Annotated in this window: 16 protein-coding genes; 8 read left to right on the forward strand and 8 right to left on the reverse strand. The window is 41.8% G+C overall.

What is annotated here, in order from left to right:
- Positions 1 to 27 precede the first annotated feature (27 nt).
- The 4 genes from BK582_RS08300 to BK582_RS08315 all read right to left on the reverse strand — a co-directional run bounded on the left by BK582_RS08300 (position 28) and on the right by BK582_RS08315 (position 4557).
- On the reverse strand, positions 28 to 1398 hold the full coding sequence (locus BK582_RS08300; protein ID WP_078594173.1) for a GntP family permease: 1371 nt from the start codon (positions 1396 to 1398) through the stop codon (positions 28 to 30).
- Positions 1399 to 1427: 29 nt separating this feature from the next.
- Positions 1428 to 2432, reverse strand: a complete 1005-nt coding sequence (pdxA, locus tag BK582_RS08305) for a 4-hydroxythreonine-4-phosphate dehydrogenase PdxA (protein ID WP_078594175.1) — start codon at positions 2430 to 2432, stop codon at positions 1428 to 1430.
- Between the two features lie 72 nt (positions 2433 to 2504).
- The gene (locus tag BK582_RS08310) at positions 2505 to 3791 is read right to left on the reverse strand and encodes a four-carbon acid sugar kinase family protein (protein WP_331248148.1); all 1287 of its coding nucleotides are present in this window, start codon (positions 3789 to 3791) and stop codon (positions 2505 to 2507) included.
- Positions 3760 to 4557 (reverse strand): DeoR/GlpR family DNA-binding transcription regulator, encoded by a 798-nt coding sequence (locus BK582_RS08315; RefSeq protein ID WP_078594179.1) that lies wholly within the window; start codon positions 4555 to 4557, stop codon positions 3760 to 3762. The genes BK582_RS08310 and BK582_RS08315 overlap by 32 nt, the downstream gene beginning before the upstream one ends.
- Before the next feature lie 195 nt (positions 4558 to 4752).
- On the opposite strand from BK582_RS08315, the gene BK582_RS08320 reads away from it, so the two are divergent.
- The 8 genes from BK582_RS08320 to BK582_RS08365 all read left to right on the forward strand — a co-directional run bounded on the left by BK582_RS08320 (position 4753) and on the right by BK582_RS08365 (position 14096).
- Positions 4753 to 4944 (forward strand): spore coat protein, encoded by a 192-nt coding sequence (locus BK582_RS08320; RefSeq protein WP_078594182.1) that lies wholly within the window; start codon positions 4753 to 4755, stop codon positions 4942 to 4944.
- Between the two features lie 66 nt (positions 4945 to 5010).
- Positions 5011 to 5316 (forward strand): spore coat protein, encoded by a 306-nt coding sequence (locus BK582_RS08325; RefSeq protein ID WP_139368224.1) that lies wholly within the window; start codon positions 5011 to 5013, stop codon positions 5314 to 5316.
- 255 nt (positions 5317 to 5571) lie between these two features.
- A complete protein-coding gene (locus BK582_RS08335) occupies positions 5572 to 6036 on the forward strand; it encodes a redoxin domain-containing protein (protein WP_236939115.1) in 465 nt (154 codons plus the stop codon).
- A 648-nt stretch (positions 6037 to 6684) separates the two neighbouring features.
- Positions 6685 to 6852, forward strand: a complete 168-nt coding sequence (locus BK582_RS26875; protein ID WP_169910903.1) for a hypothetical protein — start codon at positions 6685 to 6687, stop codon at positions 6850 to 6852.
- Positions 6853 to 7478: 626 nt separating this feature from the next.
- On the forward strand, positions 7479 to 7970 hold the full coding sequence (locus tag BK582_RS08345; RefSeq protein ID WP_244895367.1) for a VanZ family protein: 492 nt from the start codon (positions 7479 to 7481) through the stop codon (positions 7968 to 7970).
- A 115-nt stretch (positions 7971 to 8085) separates the two neighbouring features.
- Positions 8086 to 8928, forward strand: a complete 843-nt coding sequence (locus tag BK582_RS08350) for an SGNH/GDSL hydrolase family protein (RefSeq protein WP_078594192.1) — start codon at positions 8086 to 8088, stop codon at positions 8926 to 8928.
- 551 nt (positions 8929 to 9479) lie between these two features.
- Positions 9480 to 11531: a penicillin-binding transpeptidase domain-containing protein gene (locus BK582_RS08360; RefSeq protein ID WP_078594197.1), complete on the forward strand. Its 2052-nt coding sequence runs from the start codon at positions 9480 to 9482 to the stop codon at positions 11529 to 11531.
- 162 nt (positions 11532 to 11693) lie between these two features.
- Positions 11694 to 14096: a peptidoglycan-binding protein gene (locus tag BK582_RS08365; RefSeq protein WP_078594200.1), complete on the forward strand. Its 2403-nt coding sequence runs from the start codon at positions 11694 to 11696 to the stop codon at positions 14094 to 14096.
- Between the two features lie 85 nt (positions 14097 to 14181).
- Here the strand turns inward: BK582_RS08365 and BK582_RS08370 are convergent, their stop codons facing one another.
- From BK582_RS08370 to BK582_RS08385, 4 genes are all read right to left on the reverse strand, one after another.
- Positions 14182 to 14766 carry an IS3 family transposase gene (locus tag BK582_RS08370; protein ID WP_139368225.1) on the reverse strand — a complete coding sequence of 195 codons (585 nt, stop codon included), beginning with the start codon at positions 14764 to 14766 and terminating at the stop codon, positions 14182 to 14184.
- Positions 14693 to 14998: an IS3 family transposase gene (locus BK582_RS28295; RefSeq protein WP_078594206.1), complete on the reverse strand. Its 306-nt coding sequence runs from the start codon at positions 14996 to 14998 to the stop codon at positions 14693 to 14695. The genes BK582_RS08370 and BK582_RS28295 overlap by 74 nt, the downstream gene beginning before the upstream one ends.
- A gap of 130 nt (positions 14999 to 15128) precedes the next feature.
- Positions 15129 to 15743 carry a helix-turn-helix domain-containing protein gene (locus tag BK582_RS08380; protein ID WP_078594209.1) on the reverse strand — a complete coding sequence of 205 codons (615 nt, stop codon included), beginning with the start codon at positions 15741 to 15743 and terminating at the stop codon, positions 15129 to 15131.
- A 150-nt stretch (positions 15744 to 15893) separates the two neighbouring features.
- Positions 15894 to 18206, reverse strand: a complete 2313-nt coding sequence (locus tag BK582_RS08385; protein WP_078594212.1) for a peptidoglycan-binding protein — start codon at positions 18204 to 18206, stop codon at positions 15894 to 15896.
- Between the last annotated feature and the right edge of the window lie 338 nt (positions 18207 to 18544).

Raw genomic sequence — 18544 nt, forward strand, 5'->3', positions numbered from 1 at the left:
CGGAGGTTTTAATTTGCGAACCAGTATTTAACCGAAGAACATATTTGCCACAATCAGCATGACTAATGCGGTGAGCCATGCAAGAGTGGTTGGGACTGACCAGACAAGAATCTGTTCTTTTACGTTCTTAATTCCCATCATTCGGTTAACAACCCAGAACAGGCTGTCGTTAAAGTAAGAGAAGATCATTGCACCGAGCGTAGCAGCTTGTGCGGCTAACACCATGTTCACATCCATACCCACGAGAATTGGCGCAGAAATAGATGCAGCGGTGATCATAGATACTGTTCCAGAACCCTGGATCAGGCGGACAAGTGTCGCGATAAAGAATGGAAGGAGTACTGGCGGCAGTGCTGTAGCAGCAATCTGCTCGGCGATATAGTCCCCGCTTCCACTCTGGCGAAGCACCTCTCCAAGCGCTCCACCGGCACCAGTAACTAACAGGATAATACCGGCTGTTTTGATTCCTTCCTCCATACGCTCAATTGCTTCAGCTTGCTTTACTTTGCCGAATAAACCGTAAATAGCAACAATTAAACCAAGTGCAACCGCGATTACTGGTGAGCCGAAGAACTGAATGTACTCAACAGCGGCACCTTCCATGCCAAGAGCCCCAACCGTTGTGTTTGCAAAAATTAAGATAATCGGCACAAGAATTGGTGCAACAGAACGTGCTAAGGAAGGCAGGTTCTTGCTTTCCTGAAGCTCATAGTATTCTTCAAGAGTGGAAGGCATATCAGGACGGTGAAAATCAAGTCCGTCTTCCGTTGGCAGCTGGTAGATTTTCTTACCAATCCATTTTGCATAATAAACACCGACTACAATGATTGGACCTGCAAAAACAAGTCCCCATAAGAGCATAAGACCAACATCAACGTTAAAAATACCGGCAACGCCTAACGGACCTGGAGTAGGCGGTACAGCATGGTGGGTAGCGGCAAGTCCGATACCGAGTGCAACACCGAGGCCTACGACGGATTTTCCAGTTTTTGTTGAAAGCGCTTTAATAAGAGGCATTAAGATAACAAATGCAGAGTCAACAAAAATAGGAATTGAAACGATATAACCAGCCATAGCCATTGCCCATTCTTCTTTTTTCTTTCCAAGCCATTTAATAAAGGAATAAGCCATTCTTTCTGCGGCCCCCGAGACTTCGAGAATCCGGCCCATCATAACTCCTAAACCAATAACAATACCAATTGTACTTAATGTACTTCCGAATCCCTGTGTAATCGCCGTCACTACATCAGGGGCTGGCATGCCCCCGATGATTCCTGTGACAGACGCAGAGATCAATAGTGCTAGAAAAGCGTGAATTTTAGTTTTTAATACTAATACGATTAGAAGGAAAACCCCGATTACTAATCCTAATATCATTTGTGCTCCTGAAACTTCCATTATTGATCCCCCTTATCTGTAAGTGCGTCTTACTTACTTGTAAAATGTGGTGCGTATTTTGCAGATAGTTTAATGCATTCTTCCATACTTACGGAACTTGCAATGCCTTTTCCAGCGATATCAAAAGCTGTACCGTGGTCTACGGACGTACGAAGGAACGGAAGGCCGTTTGTAATAGAAATAGTTTTTTCAAAGTCTGTCATTTTCGCAGCGATATGCCCCTGATCGTGGTAAAGAGAAAGAACTGCGTCATATTTTCCTTGCAGTGCCTGGTGGAAGACAGAGTCTGCAGGTACTGGACCAACCGCATCAATGCCGTCTTCTACGGCTCTTTCGATTCCCGGTCGGATTTCGTCTACTTCTTCACGTCCGAACAACCCATTTTCACCGCTGTGAGGGTTTAGTCCTGCTACGGCAAATTTACGTGTTTCTACACCTAAACGCTGAAGAGCTTCGTCACAGCGCTTTAAATAATCATGGACACGCTCAGCAGTCATCTGATCAATTGCATCTTTAAGAGACAGGTGACGGGTTAAGAAGAAGATTCGCATGTTTTTAACTTCAAACATTGTTAATGGATCATCAGTGTCTGTCATAGATGCAAGCATTTCAGTATGGCCAATATGCGGTACTTCTGCTGCTTTTAGTGATTCTTTGTTGATTGGTGTTGTAGCGATAACGTCTGCAGTACCGTCGTTTGCAAGCTCAACCGCTTTTTGAATATATTCGAAAGCAGCTTGTCCGCACTGTGCCTGAACTTCTCCATACTGGAATTCGTCCAGGTTGACATTGTCCATGGATAAAACATCAATAGTGCCAAACTCGAATTTAGCTTCGTCTACTGAGCTTACTTCATTGATTGTCAGGTCGAGTTTCATGAGTTCTGCAGCTTTTTCTAAGATTGCCGTGTTTCCGATAACAATTGGATTACCTGACTCAAATACTTCTTTTTTCGCAAGTGCTGCTACTGTGATTTCCGGTCCGATTCCTGCTGGATCTCCCATTGGAATTGCGATTACTGGTGTTTTAGACATATGACATTTCTCCTTTATAATTGGTGTTTTTAATATTCTGTTTGAAACTGTTTTCCCCGTGTAAAGCTGCGGCTAAAACTTAGCCTGAAGGAACTTTACACTGTCGTAAATTGCTTTTTTATCTCCAACCATACCGCCTTTTGTAATAATCGGGAGACCGTCGAAGTATCCTCCGATCATTTTTCCATAGGCGGCAAGGGGAAGGACTTCGTCGAGAAGCTCAATGCCGCTTGCACGGCTGACAGAGCAAAGGGACGCTGTGACATCTCCGCCACTTGAGAAGCACCCTTTAAACATAGCGCTTTTGTCTTCAAGCACCTGGCGGCTGATTTTAGCAAGTCCGTCAGTAATTCTCTTTGCAAGTGCCTGTTCGCTGGCATTTTCCTGCTTTGCCTTTTCTTCCAGATTGAGAAGCGAGTGCCCTGGAAGATGAGTGGTTAAAATGAGCACTTCCTGTTTTTTATCAGCCAGCACAGCTTCTGTGGCCCTCTGGATTTCCTCGTCCCAGCTGCTTGTGTAACTTGCAAGCTTATCAGGATCTACATATACAGGGTCTGCATTCAGCTTTCCGATTAGATAATTAAGCTGCTGCCCTGTAAGCTTTGTAGCACTTCCTACAGCTACCAGAATTCTTTCCTGCTTTGCCTGCTGGCGCATTACCGCTTTTGAATAGGCAGCTGTGAGCGGACCGGGGTCGGCGGAAATTATAAATCTTTCGAGCTGGCACATTGCTTCAGCAATCACTTCAATCTGATCATTAGTCGTAGCGTCGCAAACTACTATTCTGCAGCCTTCGGAAAACGCAGCATCAAGTGCTTCACTGAGCTTGTCAGCCCCTTTCAATACTTCCTGAAGTCCGAGAAACCCAACTTTGTTTTCAGACTGCATTTCCGTTAATGCCGGTATGAAAGATTCTGTTAATGGCCGGACCGGGTCGTTAGCTACATCCGTCTGCTGAAGCGGAACCCCGTCAACAAGCAGATAGCCTCCAATAACGATTCTGCCGGAATCAGGGAAAGACGGAACGATGACGGCTACCGCTTCTTCTCCAAGCTGCTCAAGCATAGTATCTATTTCAACACCGATATTTCCCCGGTAGGTGCTGTCAATGCGTTTGGAAAAAAGCTTTGCCCCCCAGCTCTTAAACTGGTCGATTGCCTGGATCGTACGTGATCTGGCAACCTCTGTAGACTGATAACGGCTGTCTGTATCTACAATAACGGCGTCATAGTTAATTTCTTCAGGGAATGGCGCCCCCTGCACCATTGTTGCAGACTTAAAACCTTGTTTACTCATCCTGACTCCAGTGGCATTCGCACCAGTCAGGTCATCCGCGATAACTCCTATTCTCATTGACATTACCTTCCTTCTGTGATGGTACCCTTATTATTGTGTCGTGGTAGGCCTCCGATTCCTTACTGGAAACGTTGTCATTTGTGATAATTCCCTGCAATGCCTCCAGCCTGCAGACGGAAGCAAAAGAACTTTTGCCAAATTTGCTGTGATCCGCAACGAGCCATGTTTTTTCGGCAGCCTGTACCATAAGCCGCTTCACCTTTGCTTTCTCCAGCGTTGGTGCGGTTATACCGGCAGCCGGATGAACGGCGTGAGTACCAAGGAAGAGCAGATCTACATGAATGTCTTCCAGCAGACTCTCTGTATGAGGGCCAAACATAGCACCTACCTGGTTTTGCAGCTCTCCGCCTGTAACAATGACATGTACATGAGTGTTCAGAAATTCAGCTGCGATTAAAATATCATTTGTTATAACCGTTAAGTTTTCCCGGTTTTTTAGCACCCGTGCTATTTCATGAGTGGTAGTGCCCGAGTCCAGTATGATTGTATCCCCAGGTCTTACAATGGTTGCCGCATGGGCAGCGATTGCTTTTTTCTCTTGCAGATACTGTTTTTCTTTATTTTCGTATGAGGTTTCGTCAATTATCCTTTTTACAGGAACTGCTCCCCCGTGGGTCCGGATCAGTTTATTTTCCTTTTCCAGGTGCATTAAGTCCCGGCGGATTGTCATGGCTGAAACACCAAGCATTTTTTCCAGATCCTCAATATCGATTTTTCCTTTATCAAGCACTTCTGTTTCAATTAACTTTCTTCTCTCGTTTATGTTCATTTTTTTCACCTTTCTGTTTAAAACAAACATAATATGATTTTTATTATGGGGTTTATGTTCGTTTTTGTCAATTATTATTTTTCGTTTGTTCGTTTTTATCATTATAACTTAAATATACTCGGTTGTTTACAGGAGGGACAGGGCGGGTATTTGAAAGGATGTCAGATTAATTTAAAGAAACCAGGAGGTGCCGGGATGGCTAATAAAGAATTGGCAATGCATGAAAAGCTCGAAGTACATGAAATACTGCAGATTAAATCTGCATGTGTGGCAAAGTCAGCAATGATGCAGGGGCTTGCATCCGACAAAAAGCTGAAGGAACTGCTGGAAGAGGATGTTAAAAAATCGAAAAAAGTCGTTGAGGAACTTAAAGATATATTATCTTAAGTAAGATATAGCGAACGGAAGAGAGTGCCTGTAAAAAATAATTCAAAGACAGGAAGGTGACTTTTTATGGGAAGTATTTTAGATAAAATTGCTAATAAAGATGCGATCACTGACGAAGTAATCGCGACAGATATGCTCGTTACAGCTAAAGCAACTGTAAGAAGCTATGCAGTTGCGATTACAGAAACAGCCAGCCCGGAAGTCCATAAAATTCTGAAGAAGCAGCTTGACGAAGCGATAGAAACGCATCATAAAATTGCCACGTACATGATTGAGAACGAAATGTATCATGCATACGATATTGATGAGCAAATTAAACATGACCAGCAAAAAGCCGATATGGCACTGGATATGCCGGAAGACAACCGATAAATATGGACTGAAAAGAACCTGGAATGCTTCCAGGTTCTTTTTGTTTAGGAAGATAACGAATAATGTGTTTTGAGTAAAATTTGGTTTGATATCCTGGCGGAAAGATAATAGTAATAGGGAGGAAGATTCGGGAGACTGCGCGAATCTTTTATAGAAATGAGGGAAAAGCTTATTTATAAAACAAGCATAAACTGTTCAGCCGAATAGAGTGATTCAGCCTGAATGGCGGAGCTGCTTGTATAGGAGGTGGGCTTAATGGCGGAACCTGAAGTTGGTTCGGCAGCGCCGGACTTTTATTTATCTTCGACCAGGAAGGAAAAGATCTCACTGGAAGACTACAGAGGAGAAAAAAATATTCTCCTTGCTTTCTTCCCGCTTGATTTTACCCCTGGTTGAATTAGAGAACTAACCTCTTGGAAAGAGGACTACGAGAAACTTGAACGGCTCGATACAGAAGTTTTAGCGGTGAGTGTCGATCATATATACTCCCATAATGTTTTTGAAGCAAGCCTGGGAACCCTTCCTTACCCTTTGCTGTCCGACTGGTTTAAGGAAACGGCGAGGGCTTACGGGGTGCTGAATGAAGAGGATCTCACTGCCAAAAGATCAGTGTTCATCATTAACAAGAACGGTGATATAGTCTACAAGAATACCGCATTTAAAGCGGATGTCCATGAGGATTATGAAGCATGCATCCGTAAGCTGGAGGAATTGATTTAGTGGTTTGTACCCTCTCCTTTATGAAGGAGGGGGATTTTTTTGTTGTGTGGTGGAAGAACGGATAGGGGCGAGAGAGTATAAGATATGAAATGGTGTTGGCGGTTTGCAGATGTTGAACAAGTTACTAGCTTGGCTGGTTATAATTTGAGATTGGTGAGAGAGCTTGTCACATTTTTTATTGATGAGTCATAAAATAATAGCAGAAATACCGTTGGTGGTGTATAAATTCCTCTTTTTTCCACAAAAATAATATAAAAAGGCGGGGTGATGAAGAATGGGTCTGTTTCAGTCTTTCTCCAATTGGCAGTCTGGAAGAAAGCAGAGAAGAATTAGTGAAATGCAGGCAAAGAATAAGTGTCCGGATTGTGGAGGGAAGGGATTTTATATGTTTTCCAATGAGTATTTTATGACGACGCCATACGATTGTCCAGGATGTAACGGCAGCGGCACTTTTTCTGATTGGGTTAAGTAGCAGGTTAGTTGTGGTTTAGTTGCTGGGGCAGGGAGCTGTGAAGGTGGGAAGGCGGTCTTTTGTCCACTCAATCGCTAATTTAGTTATAGTCTTGTCGTTGGATTGGTTGTCTTCGAAGAGATGCTCCTCGGAAATTAATTTATGGTTCTTTCCAGCAGGAGAGTTATGAAAGACTGATGGATGAAAAACCGTGCTGGGTTGAGAGACTTACTTCGGAGGAGGAGCAGGAAAGAATAGTTGACGAAGAGCCGTTTGGGTTGAGAGTGAAGCTTCGAAGTGTGAAAAAGGTCAATATAACTGCCGGTTTCAATTGGAACTGTGTTATGGCTAGAATGCAAAGGTGATTTGCATTCTTTTTTGGGTTAGGAAGCAGTGCGAGAGCGTCTTGCATCCCATGAGCGAGAGAAAGGGATGACCTCAAGTAGTGCGAGAGCGTCTTGCATCCCATGAGCGAGAGAAAGGGATGACCTCAAGTAGTGCGAGAGCGTCTTGCATCCCATGAGCGAGAGAAAGGGATGACCTCAAGTAGTGCGAGAGCGTCTTGCATCCCATGAGCGAGAGGAGGGCGTTAACCCAAGTAGTGCAAGAGCGTCTTGCACCCCATAAGCGGGAGGAGGGCGTTACCTCAAGTAGTGCAAGAGCGTCTTGCATCCCATGAATGAGAAGATAGCATAAACTCAAGGGATACAAGAGTATAAATAGCCTCATTTATAAATAATAAGTTTACTTCCCTTTTTTTATTAATTTATAGTTTTTCCAAAAAACGGGTTGGATGGCTTTCTTTGAATACAAGTAATTACACCAGTGTTTTATTACATTTATGGTTACCAACCTAAATCCAGACAATCTGAAAAAACAAGCTAAACTATACGCCGCTTGCATTTCCCACATTGAAGTTTTCGTCCCCTCAAAGGGCTAAAACCCGCTCCATTCATGATAAAATAAGAAAAAAACAACGTGGGGTGTCTTTTTGAAGTTTGCGAGATTTGATTTTTATTTAAAGTATGTTTTGCCTTTTACGGCCTGGCTAGGGCTGATTCACTTTTCTTCGTCTCAGTCGTATGAAGACCAGAATGTCCAGCCTATACTGGAAGGTTTTCCGCTGGACTGGGTTTACACCTTATTTTCGTGGGTTTCTTTTAGTTACGGAGATTCGGTAGTCAGTCTGGAAACCCGTTCCCCGGAGGCTTTCGTTGAATTTTTTATCAGGAAAGGTGCTCATGTATTTGTCTATGCAGTGTTGGCAATTCTTGCATTCCGGCTCATATATCAGATTTTGCCTAAAATATATCCTTCAGCGGCTGCTGCCTGGCTTTTCGTCACTTTATATGCGGCAATAGATGAAATAAGGCAGTACTTCCATCCGGATCGATCAGGTATGATAGAGGACGTTATCCTCGACTCAGTGGGCGGGATTATTGGTCTGGCGGTTTATATTGTCTGGATGAAAAAACGAAGCTAATTATGAGAAATTTTGGTGAAACAGGAAGAAATATTAATATAAAGCATGAATAATGTGAAACAAAATTGTATAATGAAAAAAGTATATAAGTTTTGCGGATCGCTGGAGGTATAATATGAAAAGATGGCTGGTATTTTTAATAATTTTTATCTCAATAGGGGCTGTAATATTTGGCAGGTTTTCCTATCAGGCAAAACTGTCCGATATAGCAGAAGCAGCAAAAGAGCACAGCAGCACACCGATTTTACAAGCTGAAGAGAACGCAGCCTCAGAGCCTGAAGAAAACAATGGTAGAGATAACAATGATTCATCAGAGATTAATATAGCTGAATTAACGGAGGATCTCGATTCTTCCGTAAGGGATTTAATTGAGGGCCGATATGCTGAGGGTGAAAAAATAGAAATTGCTGCCTTTGGTTCAAGAGCGCTGACAGACTCTGAAAGTGAGGGACTTATACCATGGCCTGAACTTTTAGAAGATAATCTAAATGAAAGTTACAGTACAGAACTCTTCGAAGTGACTACCTATTCTTTTGACCGCCTTACCAGTCTGGAAGTTTACCAGGATTCTCTATATGAAGAGGCAGCTGTTTCACATCCTGACTTGTTAATTCTTGAACCATTTATGCTGTCAAACAACGGAAATGTAAGAATAGAAGATTCCTTGGATATTACTGAGAGATTAATAGAGGAGTTTGAGAAGGAAAACGAGGATATTATTATTTTTGTGCAGCCTCCTCATCCGTTATATAATTCCGTTTTTTATCCACAGGAGGTCGAAGCACTTAAAGACTTTGTTGAGGAACAGGGGTTAAGTTACGCGGATCACTGGGAAGAATGGCCTGGTATTCAGGATGAAGAATTATTAACATATACAGATGAAGAGCATAATATGCCCACAGAGGCAGGGCATGAATTATGGGCAGAAGCTTTGAAAAAATATTTTGTTAAAGAATAAAAAGAACAGGAAGACTCTTTGAGTCTTCCTGTTCTTTTTATTCGAAATCAAGCAAATAGGCCGAAAAGCCTTTATGACATTCGGGGCATTGAAAAGGAAATGAGATCTTTTTGTTTAGAGCAGCATTTCGTATTTCGGGGCTGTCTTCACCGTATACGTGTCTGGCTATGTCATTCCATTTCTCTACCTCAGTGCTGCTATTACAGCTGGGACAGATAACCTGGGTACTTTCCTGAATCTTCTTCTTCTGAAAGATCTTCAGCATTATATATTCACCTCGAAAACTGGAAAACAAAACACACTATTCCTATTTTTACATCCTTAGTTATATTTTAACGCAAAGAATGAGTAAAATTAAGTTTTTTTATCGAAAAATATAAAAAATGTCCAAATTTCTATCTTAATAACTACAAAAAAGACATTCTTACTTTGTTTAGAGCATCTAAATTATTTTTCCATTTTATTGGGCTGGAGTTAACAATTATTAGTAACTGCGATAGAATTAGGAATATACACTATAAAAAATAAAAGATATTTCAGGGGGAAGAGTGATGTTATTACATAAAAGCAAGATTATGTTTTCTGCAGGGGCAGCAGTTCTGCTCCTTGCAGGCTGTTTTGGAGAGGACCCTGCAAATCCTGAGGAAACATTAGATGAGTATATTGACTACTGGGAGACTGGGCAATTTGGAGGAATGGAGAATACAGCTACAGAGGAAACCCAGGAATTAATAGGAGCCATGGAATTGGAACTGGAAGAAAGAATGAATAATGTATACAGCGATATAGGTGTTGATAATATCCAGGTGACCTATGAACCAATTGATTTTTCAGAAGAAGAAATTGATCTTGGTGAAATTGAGGAAATCACTTATGAGATTGATGTACAGATGGATACCATGCTTGGAGAGCTGAATTATTATACGGATGTAACGCTTAGAAAGGAGACAGAAGAAGAGGATGGAGATGAATGGTCCTGGAAAGTGGACTGGCATCCTACTCATTTTTTCGCAGGGCTTCAGGAACCTGATGATTTAATCCTGGTAAATAGAGAAGAGCCTGAACGAGGTGGTATTTATGACCGTAACGGGCTTAAGCTCGCTGTAAACGATATAATATACGAAGCAGGATTTAAGCCGGAGGATATGGATGATTTCGACGCTGCTACGGAAGAATTTGCAGAGATTCTCTCTCTTGATGTTGATTTTGTCCGTGAAAGAGCGAACCTTTACCCTGATAACCCGGACTGGTTTACTGATGTCGTACGGATTTCTCCAGAAGACCCGAGAAGGGAAGAGCTGGGAGAAGTGAGTGGTGTAATGTTTAACAGGGTTGAGGGAAGAGTTTATCCCCACGGGGAAGCATTAGCCCATCTTATTGGCCATATTGACTCTGTCAACGCAGAGGATCTGGAAGAACGAGATGGGGAAGGCTATACATCCTCATCTTATATTGGAAGAAGAGGTCTTGAAGCAGTACTTGAAGACCAGCTTCGGGGAGAACCAGGAGTATCAATAGTTGTTGCAAATGCAGATCGTGAGACGAGAGACGTGATCAAAAGCAGACAGGTAGAGCATGGGGAGGATATTACACTAACAATCGATGCAGAGATGCAGGTTGAACTGGCTGAAGCCATTGGAGATGATGCTGGGACCGGGCTTGTAATGAATCCAGCCACTGGAGAGGTACTCGCCCTTGCAAGCATGCCGGCATATGATTCTAATCTCCGGTATTTGAATCTTAGCGACCCTCGGGCGGAGGAACTGGAAGACACAAATATTCTTTATCAGCTTCGCTTTCGGGATTCGTATTCTCCAGGTTCCGTCTTTAAACCTTTTACAGCTGCAATTGGCCTGGAAGAAGGAACGCTCGATCCGGAAGAAGTAATTGAGATTGATGGGAAACAGTGGCAGCCGGAGGACAGTGACTGGGGAAGCTATGAAGTTACGAGGGTGAACGAAAATGTTTCAGAAGTGGACCTCAACAGCGCGATGAAGCATTCTGATAATATTTACTTTGCTCAGCAGGCACTGGAAATCGGCAGCGGAACTTTTGAAGAATGGGCAGAACAGCTTGGGTTTGGGGAGTCTTTAGATTTTGTCTATCCAATGCACACTTCTACGCTGTCAAATGACGGGCTGGAAACTGAGATGCTTCTGGCTGATACTGGTTACGGTCAGGGAGAGGTACTCATCAATCCGCTTCATTTAACAACGCTTTATACGATGTTTACTAATGAAGGAAGTGTAGTACAGCCGACTCTGTTGCAGGAGGAAGAGACGGGTGTCTGGCTGGAGAATATTGTATCACCCGATACAGCAGAAAGAGTACTGGAGAGCTTAATCACAGTTACAGAAGATGAAAACGGTACAGCATATCGGGAAAACCCAGGCCATAGCCGTTCCATGGCAGGAAAAACAGGTACAGCGGAACTGAAAGAATCCCGCGATGACGTAGAAGGAGAACAGCTCGGCTGGTATACCGCCTTTGATTACGAAGAACAGGATCTCCTGGTTACCGTAATGATTGAAGGTGCAGAAGAACACGGCGGCAGCGGGTATGTGGTGGATTTAGTGAATGGTTTTTTGGGGGAGATAGACTAGTAAATGATATTTGAGCCCGCTTTCCAAGCGGGCTATTTCTATTAGAGTAGATATTTATAAATTATTATATGGAAAAGTCAATAATAATAAAAATGGCCCTCCTAAAAAAAATAGATTAGAGGTATAATTTGTCTAATAAATATCTTTAAGAAGGAGTGTCTAATGAAAAAGGCTTTTTTAGTTTTATTACTATTATTTGTAGCTAGTTTAATATTCTTTAGTAATGTCTCTCTTGCTGAGGAAGAAGATATAGAGAACGTTATAATTATTTTTAAAGAAGTGATTGATGAAGAAGCAATTACTAATCTTAATGGTAAGATCGAGAAGTCATTTAGTCATGTACCCATGGTGTCTGGCGAAGTGTCTGCAGAGGCAATTGAAGAGCTTGAAAATAACCCAGATATAATAGCAGTTGAGATTGATCAAATAGTCGAGATTCATAACGATAATTTAGAATGGAGTATTAAAAAAGTAGAAGCTCCGAGAGCATGGAATTCTGGTCTTACCGGCAAAGGAGTTAAGGTGGCTGTCTTAGATACTGGAATAGCACAACATAAGGATTTATCTGTTGCAGGAGGGGTGGGGTTAACTGCTAATACGAATTCCTTTGTTGACGATAATGGGCATGGAACTCATGTAGCTGGTATTATTGGTGCTAAGGGCAGCGGTTCTGGGGTAACTGGAGTTGCTCCTGGAGTAAGTTTATATGCTGTTAAAGTGCTTGATAATACAGGCAAAGGTTACATGTCTGACATTATAGCCGGGATAGAATGGTCTATTTCTAATGGAATGGACATTATTAATCTAAGTTTAGGGACTGCGAGTGAATCAGCTTCTCTGAAAAGAGTAATTGATGATGCAGTCCAAAAAGGGATAATAGTGGTGGCATCCGGTGGAAATAATGGACGCGAAGACGGAAGAGGGGATACTGTTTCCTATCCAGCCCGCTATGACTCTGTTATAGCTGTGTCTGCAATTGACAGGAATAATAAGAGATGGATGTTATCAGCGACTGGATCAGCTATTGAAATCACAGCGCCGGGAGTAAATATCCTAAGTACTGATTTAAATAATAAATATACTATTCGAAGCGGAACATCGATGGCTGCGCCACATGTCACTGGCGCTTTAGCATTGTTAAAAGAATCAGCTCCAAATCTTAATAACAATGATTTGAGGAAAAAAATGCAAGACACAGCGTTAGACATCGGGCAGCCAGGAAAAGATTCCTTTTATGGTTTTGGTGTGGTACAAGCCCCTTTCATAGATCATATTGAAGTTGGCTTACCTTATAAATTAGGAGATCAGGGAGATGGCGTTTACAGGGTAAAACAAAAACTGCAAATTACCGGTTTTTATAAATCTCCTGTAATTTCAGATACTTTAGACGAGACTACCGAGCGAGCGATCAAAGAGTTTCAGCAATATTACGGTTTAAAAGTCACAGGAATAATCGATAAAGAAACATATAATAAAATTAAGGGAATAACAGAGAGTCCTTATCAACAAGGAAAACGGAGTAATGAGATCCAAACCTTAAAAATGGACTTAGTGAGGGCAGGTTTTGGTATACACTGGATTAATCCCACCACTTTCTACGGGGCTGACACTGTAAAAGAAGTTAAAGCATTTCAGCAATATTATGGGTTAATTGAAAATGGAATAATGGATTCAGTAACAATTTCTAAACTGAAAGAAGTACTTGAATCACCGTTTCAGCTAGGAAATAGAAGCGAACACGTTCAAAAAATCAAAAGAGATTTAGTTCAAGTTGGCTTTGGCACACACTGGGCTAATCCAACAACTTACTATGGTCATGATACGGTTAACGTTGTTAAATCGTTTCAACAGTTTTATGGCTTAAGAGTTAGTGGAATTATAGATGAAATTACGCTTGCAAAACTAAAAGATGTGACACCTGCCGTATACAAGCAGGGGGATCGTGATGAGCAAATAAGAATTATAAAACTTGATTTAATGAAAGCTGGGTTTGGAAGACACTGGTCTAATCCGACTATTTATTTTGGTCCCGATACTGTAAGAGAGATTGAAGCTTTTCAACGATACTATGGCTTACCTGTCGACGGTCAGATCAACCAGACTACTAGAATGAAACTCCAGGAGGTTTTATCTTCACCATACCAGCTGGGAAAGCGTAGTAGGGAAATTCAAGAGTTAAAGCGAGGGCTTGTGAAATTGGGGTTTGGAACGCATTGGACAAATCCCACAGCTTTTTATGGCCAAGATACTGCTAACGAGGTATTAGCGTTTCAACAATACTATGGTCTTCGACAAAATGGCATTATGGATCAAATTTCTATAATTAAACTAGAGGAGATATTATCTTCACCTTATCAGTTTGGAAATCGGAGTGCTGAAATAAGATCTCTTAAATGGAATTTAGTAAAAGTTGGCTTCGGTACACATTGGGTGAACCCTACAACATATTATGGTTCAGATACTGTTAATTTGGTAGAGGATTTTCAAAAGCACTACGAGTTAAGGGTAAACGGAATCGCAGATGAAGTGACCAGAAGTAAATTGGAGAAATTGGCAAATAGATAAGTTGAAACATAAATACAAAAAAGCCGACATGTTGAAACAATGAACAACCCCCCGTCAAGTAGACAGCGGAAATAATAAAAATGTATTAAGCGGCCTTAGCTCTGTATTCACAGGGACTGTGGCCGTTTAGTTTTTCCTGGTAACGGTCATGGTTATAGAACTGTATGTAGTCATCAATGTCTTTTTGTAGTTCTTCGAAAGTATTGTATGAACCAAGCCTGTATTTTTCCCACTTCACTTTGCCCCAGAACGACTCCATCGGGCCGTTGTCAATACAACGGCCAACACGGGACATGCTTTGCTTCATATTCGCCTGTTCGATCATTCTCTTAAAAGGACGGGAGGTGTATGGAAATCCTCGGTCACTGTGTAATAGTGCCTGTGAATCAGGTGCTGCCTTCAGAGCTTTTTTCAGCGTTTTAAACACGAGCTCATTGTTGTTTGACTTACCAAGTACATAAGAGATCACGCTGCCATCATGGAGATCCATAATGGCACTGAGGTAAGCCTTACGGTTACCATACTTCATTTCTGTCACATCAGTTACCCACTTCTGGTTTGGGCGATCTGCCTGGAATTCGCGATTCAGTACATTTTCAGCTTGTATGCTCGGGTGAAGAGTATTTATAACGGCTTTTCTTACGGCGAATGACAGACAAGAGGTTAGCACTTTTCATAAGACGGAGAATACGTTTATGGTTCAAAGTCTCCTTAAAGATCCGGTTCATCGAAATCCTCATTCTCCGATAGCCATAAATACCCTTCAACTTATGTTGAAGAAGAGTCATCTCTTTCATAACCCTTCGATTTAATTTCTCTCTGGCCGAAGGTCTGCGATTCTTCCATTTGTAATATCCCTGCCTGGAAACATGAGCAATGTCACAAAGTAATTGGGCAGACATATTTTCTTCCGTGCTGAGTTCGTATATAGCAGTGTACCGGTTATGGTACCGGGTCTCATTCAGTACCGCCTCCTTTCGATTTCCTCCAACTTTTTTAAAAACGCATTTTCCGCACGAAGACGCTCGTTCTCTATTTTAGCTTCTTCATTTCTTTTTCTTCTTTTGTCAGCTCTTTTTCCGTTCTTTGCTTTCCCCGATTATCCTGAAGAGCTTCTTCTCCACCTTGAAGGTACTTTCTTACCCAGCTGTAAATCTGCGCATAGGAAACCTTGTGAATTTCCATTGACCTGGTATAATCTTTCCCATGAGCCAAATAGTCTTTAACGATTTCAACCTTTTCCTCGAAACAAACCTTCTTTCCCATGGTCATAGAGCGACTCAATCCTTTCCTGTCATTCTTAAGTGCTTTATGACCATTATAAAGCTCAACCCAACCGATGAGAACGGTTCTGGTTGAGATCCCATATTTCCTTATAACCTCTCTTTGTGAAAATCTACCGGAAAGATAGTCATGAACGGCAGCCTGTTTGAGTTCCGCCGAATAAAGTGTATGACCTTTTACCGGTTCAAGGCTATCGGCGACGTACTCTCTATAGAGGGTCCCCCAATCATTGATAGTCCCTGCATTTACACCATATTTTCTGGCTATCTCCTCGCCAGAGAGGTCTCCTTCATTATATTCAGCAATAATCCTTAGTTTTTCTAATGCCGTAAAGTTTTTTCTAGAGACAAAAAACTCCCCCAATGGTAAACAGATTTTGTGTATTTCATCTGTCTACCTTTAGGGAAGCATATCACCACTTGCCGGTCTCTTTTGTTTATATAATTTATGGATAGGAGCCAATAAAAAAAAGAAAAGAAAAGAGACAGTAATTTGGCTCTTTTCTTTTTTATATTATCTGAAATAATTCTGCACACCTTCTAGAATCCCTTCTGCTGCGCGTTGCCTGTAAGATGATTGATTCAACTTAGCCGCATCGCCAGAGTGGTCCATAAAACCTACTTCTAAAAGTGCACTAGGTATTCTTGTTTCTCTGATAACATGGTAGTTACCTTCAGCTACCCTGCGATAATTTGTACCCATTTTTCTGACTACTGCGTCCTGAAGTGAGTTCGCAAGTCTGATACTATTAGATCTTTGATACTTGCCATGCCAGAATGTTTCTGTCCCATTGGCAATACCGTTAAAAGCGTTCGCATGTATACTAATAAATATATCAGCATTAGAAGAGTTAGCTAGTGAAGAACGCTGAGCTAATGTTAGATAGACATCTGTTGATCTTGTCATTAAGACAGTGGCTCCTTGTCTTTCAAGTAATTGCTTGGCACGAAGGGTAATGTCGAGAACTAGTGCTTTTTCAAGCATACCATTAGCTATGGCTCCTGAATCACTGCCCCCGTGACCTGCGTCAAGCATGATTACCTTCCCTCTCAGCGAACCATTTCCGGATGGAGGGTTGCCCATTTCAATAAACTGCCCAGAAACATAACCAACAGAATTATTAAAACTAATTTGATGCCAACCGTTGCCTTCAGTATTCCTAATTTCTACTGTTGAACCATTTGGCAAAGAACCAATAGTGCCATAACTTGTCCCCGGGCCACTTCGAACGTTTAAGCTGGTAGCAGTAACATAGCCAGTTTTATATGTCGGTTGACTAGTTTCCTCAATAAATTGTCCTGAAACATAGCCGACGGAATTATTAAAGCTGATCTTTATCCATCCGTTACTTTCCCGATTAAGTATTTCAACCTGGGTGCCGTTAGGTAAGGAACCAATTGTACTATGACTAGTACCTGGACCGCTTCTGACATTCAGGCTAGTAGCTGTCACTGTCCCATAGCTGGATACTTCGCTGGCAAGTTCAACGATTTTAGCTCGGGTTACTTCATCAATTATCCCATTTACAGCCAAACTGTTAGTACTCTGGAATTCTCTGACTACTTTCTCGGTATCAGCGCCAAAATAATTAGTAGGGTTAGACCAGTGAGTGCCATATCCTGCTTTAACTAAGTCTTCTTTAACCGATAGGACTTCATTGCTTCTCGCTCCACGTTGTAATGGGCTAGAAAGGACTTCGTTTATCTTATTCAGTGTAGCCTGATCGCCTCGGCCATTGACAGATAGTCCGTAGTAGTTCTGAAACTCACGAACTACCTTTTCTGTATCCGATCCAAAATAAGTAGTTGGATTCGACCAGTGGGTGCCGAAGCCAAGACTCATCAGGTCATGCTTGAAATCTACTACACTCTCATGTCTCGTCCCAAGCTCTAAAGAAACAGGCTGAAGTTCCTTCACTTTCCTTAGTGTGACTTCCTCAGCGATGCCGCTTACAGCCAAGCCATTAGCATTTTGGAACTCACGAACTACTCTTTCTGTATCCGAGCCGTAATAGGTAGTTGGATTGCTCCAGTGAGTGCCAAAGCCCGCTTTCATTAAGTCTTGTTTAAATGACTGGACTTCACTGCTTCTAGCCCCCAGCTGCAATGGACTTGAAAGGACTTCGTTTATCTTATTCAGTGTAGCCTGATCTCCACGGCCATTGACAGACAGTCCGTAATAGCGCTGAAACTCACGCACTACCTTTTCTGTATCCGGTCCAAAATAAGTAGTTGGATTCGACCAGTGGGTGCCAAAGCCAAGGCTCATCAGATCATGTTTAAAGTCAACCACACTCTGATGCCTTGTACCAAACTCTAATTTAACGTTTGGTGCGTGGCTCTGCGGCAAAAGCTCTTCTATTTTCCTTAGGGTCACCTCGTCCGCAATCCCGTTAACAGCAAGGCTGTTAGTTTCCTGAAATTCCTTGACTACTTTTTCCGTATCCGAACCAAAGTAAGTAGTTGGGTTTGTCCAGTGCGTGCCGAATCCAATTCTCATCAGGTCCTCTTTTAAAGACTGGACTTCACTGCTTCTTGCCCCGAACTGAAAAGGACTTGAAAGCACCTCGTTCATCTTTTGGAGAGTTGCCTGATCCCCCTTACCAGTGACGGCCAGACCGTAGTATTCCTGAAGCTGACGGACTACTATCTCAGTGTCAGAACCGAAATATGTGGTAGGATTTGTCCAGTGCGTACCGAATCCAAGCTTCATTAAGTCATGCTTGAAATCTACTACACTTTCATCCCTAACTCCAAATTCAAGGGAAGCAGCACTAACCTCACTTTCTGAAGTAACTGCATATAAGGCAGAGATAGTTAGCAACATAATTAATATTATTTTTTTAGGTGTAAATATTTTACTCCACCTCCTTTCTTTCTTGATATTAATTTTATCGGTTAAATGACAATTAATTCAAGGGACTTTTGGAGGTATAAGCGGAAATTTGTCGTATTAAGCATGGTTATGTCTTCATTATAGGAGGGAAGGCAGGGAAATAGTACACAAAAAGAGGGGGGAACATAAGGTAGGAATAGCTATAAACTTAGGAAAAAAGAAGAATTTATATTTTTTATGGTCATATTAAAGGGTTCTAAAGAACGAAAAATACACGCAATTCTCTATACTTATTTATGGTATAATATTTTATTGCTTTACTATTAAAT

Source organism: Evansella clarkii (assembly GCF_002019695.1).
Classification (GTDB): Bacteria; Bacillota; Bacilli; order Bacillales; family Salisediminibacteriaceae; genus Evansella; species Evansella clarkii.

What these genes read in the sequence shown, in the direction of transcription:
- BK582_RS08300 (WP_078594173.1), bottom strand. Translation starts at nt 1,398, where the DNA reads ATGGAAGTTTCAGGAGCACAAATGATATTAGGATTAGTAATCGGGGTT.
- pdxA (WP_078594175.1), bottom strand. Translation starts at nt 2,432, where the DNA reads ATGTCTAAAACACCAGTAATCGCAATTCCAATGGGAGATCCAGCAGGA.
- BK582_RS08310 (WP_331248148.1), bottom strand. Translation starts at nt 3,791, where the DNA reads ATGTCAATGAGAATAGGAGTTATCGCGGATGACCTGACTGGTGCGAAT.
- BK582_RS08315 (WP_078594179.1), bottom strand. Translation starts at nt 4,557, where the DNA reads ATGAACATAAACGAGAGAAGAAAGTTAATTGAAACAGAAGTGCTTGAT.
- BK582_RS08320 (WP_078594182.1), top strand. Translation starts at nt 4,753, where the DNA reads ATGGCTAATAAAGAATTGGCAATGCATGAAAAGCTCGAAGTACATGAA.
- BK582_RS08325 (WP_139368224.1), top strand. Translation starts at nt 5,011, where the DNA reads ATGGGAAGTATTTTAGATAAAATTGCTAATAAAGATGCGATCACTGAC.
- BK582_RS26875 (WP_169910903.1), top strand. Translation starts at nt 6,685, where the DNA reads ATGGATGAAAAACCGTGCTGGGTTGAGAGACTTACTTCGGAGGAGGAG.
- BK582_RS08350 (WP_078594192.1), top strand. Translation starts at nt 8,086, where the DNA reads ATGAAAAGATGGCTGGTATTTTTAATAATTTTTATCTCAATAGGGGCT.
- BK582_RS08360 (WP_078594197.1), top strand. Translation starts at nt 9,480, where the DNA reads ATGTTATTACATAAAAGCAAGATTATGTTTTCTGCAGGGGCAGCAGTT.
- BK582_RS08365 (WP_078594200.1), top strand. Translation starts at nt 11,694, where the DNA reads ATGAAAAAGGCTTTTTTAGTTTTATTACTATTATTTGTAGCTAGTTTA.
- BK582_RS28295 (WP_078594206.1), bottom strand. Translation starts at nt 14,998, where the DNA reads ATGTCTGCCCAATTACTTTGTGACATTGCTCATGTTTCCAGGCAGGGA.
- BK582_RS08385 (WP_078594212.1), bottom strand. Translation starts at nt 18,206, where the DNA reads ATGTTGCTAACTATCTCTGCCTTATATGCAGTTACTTCAGAAAGTGAG.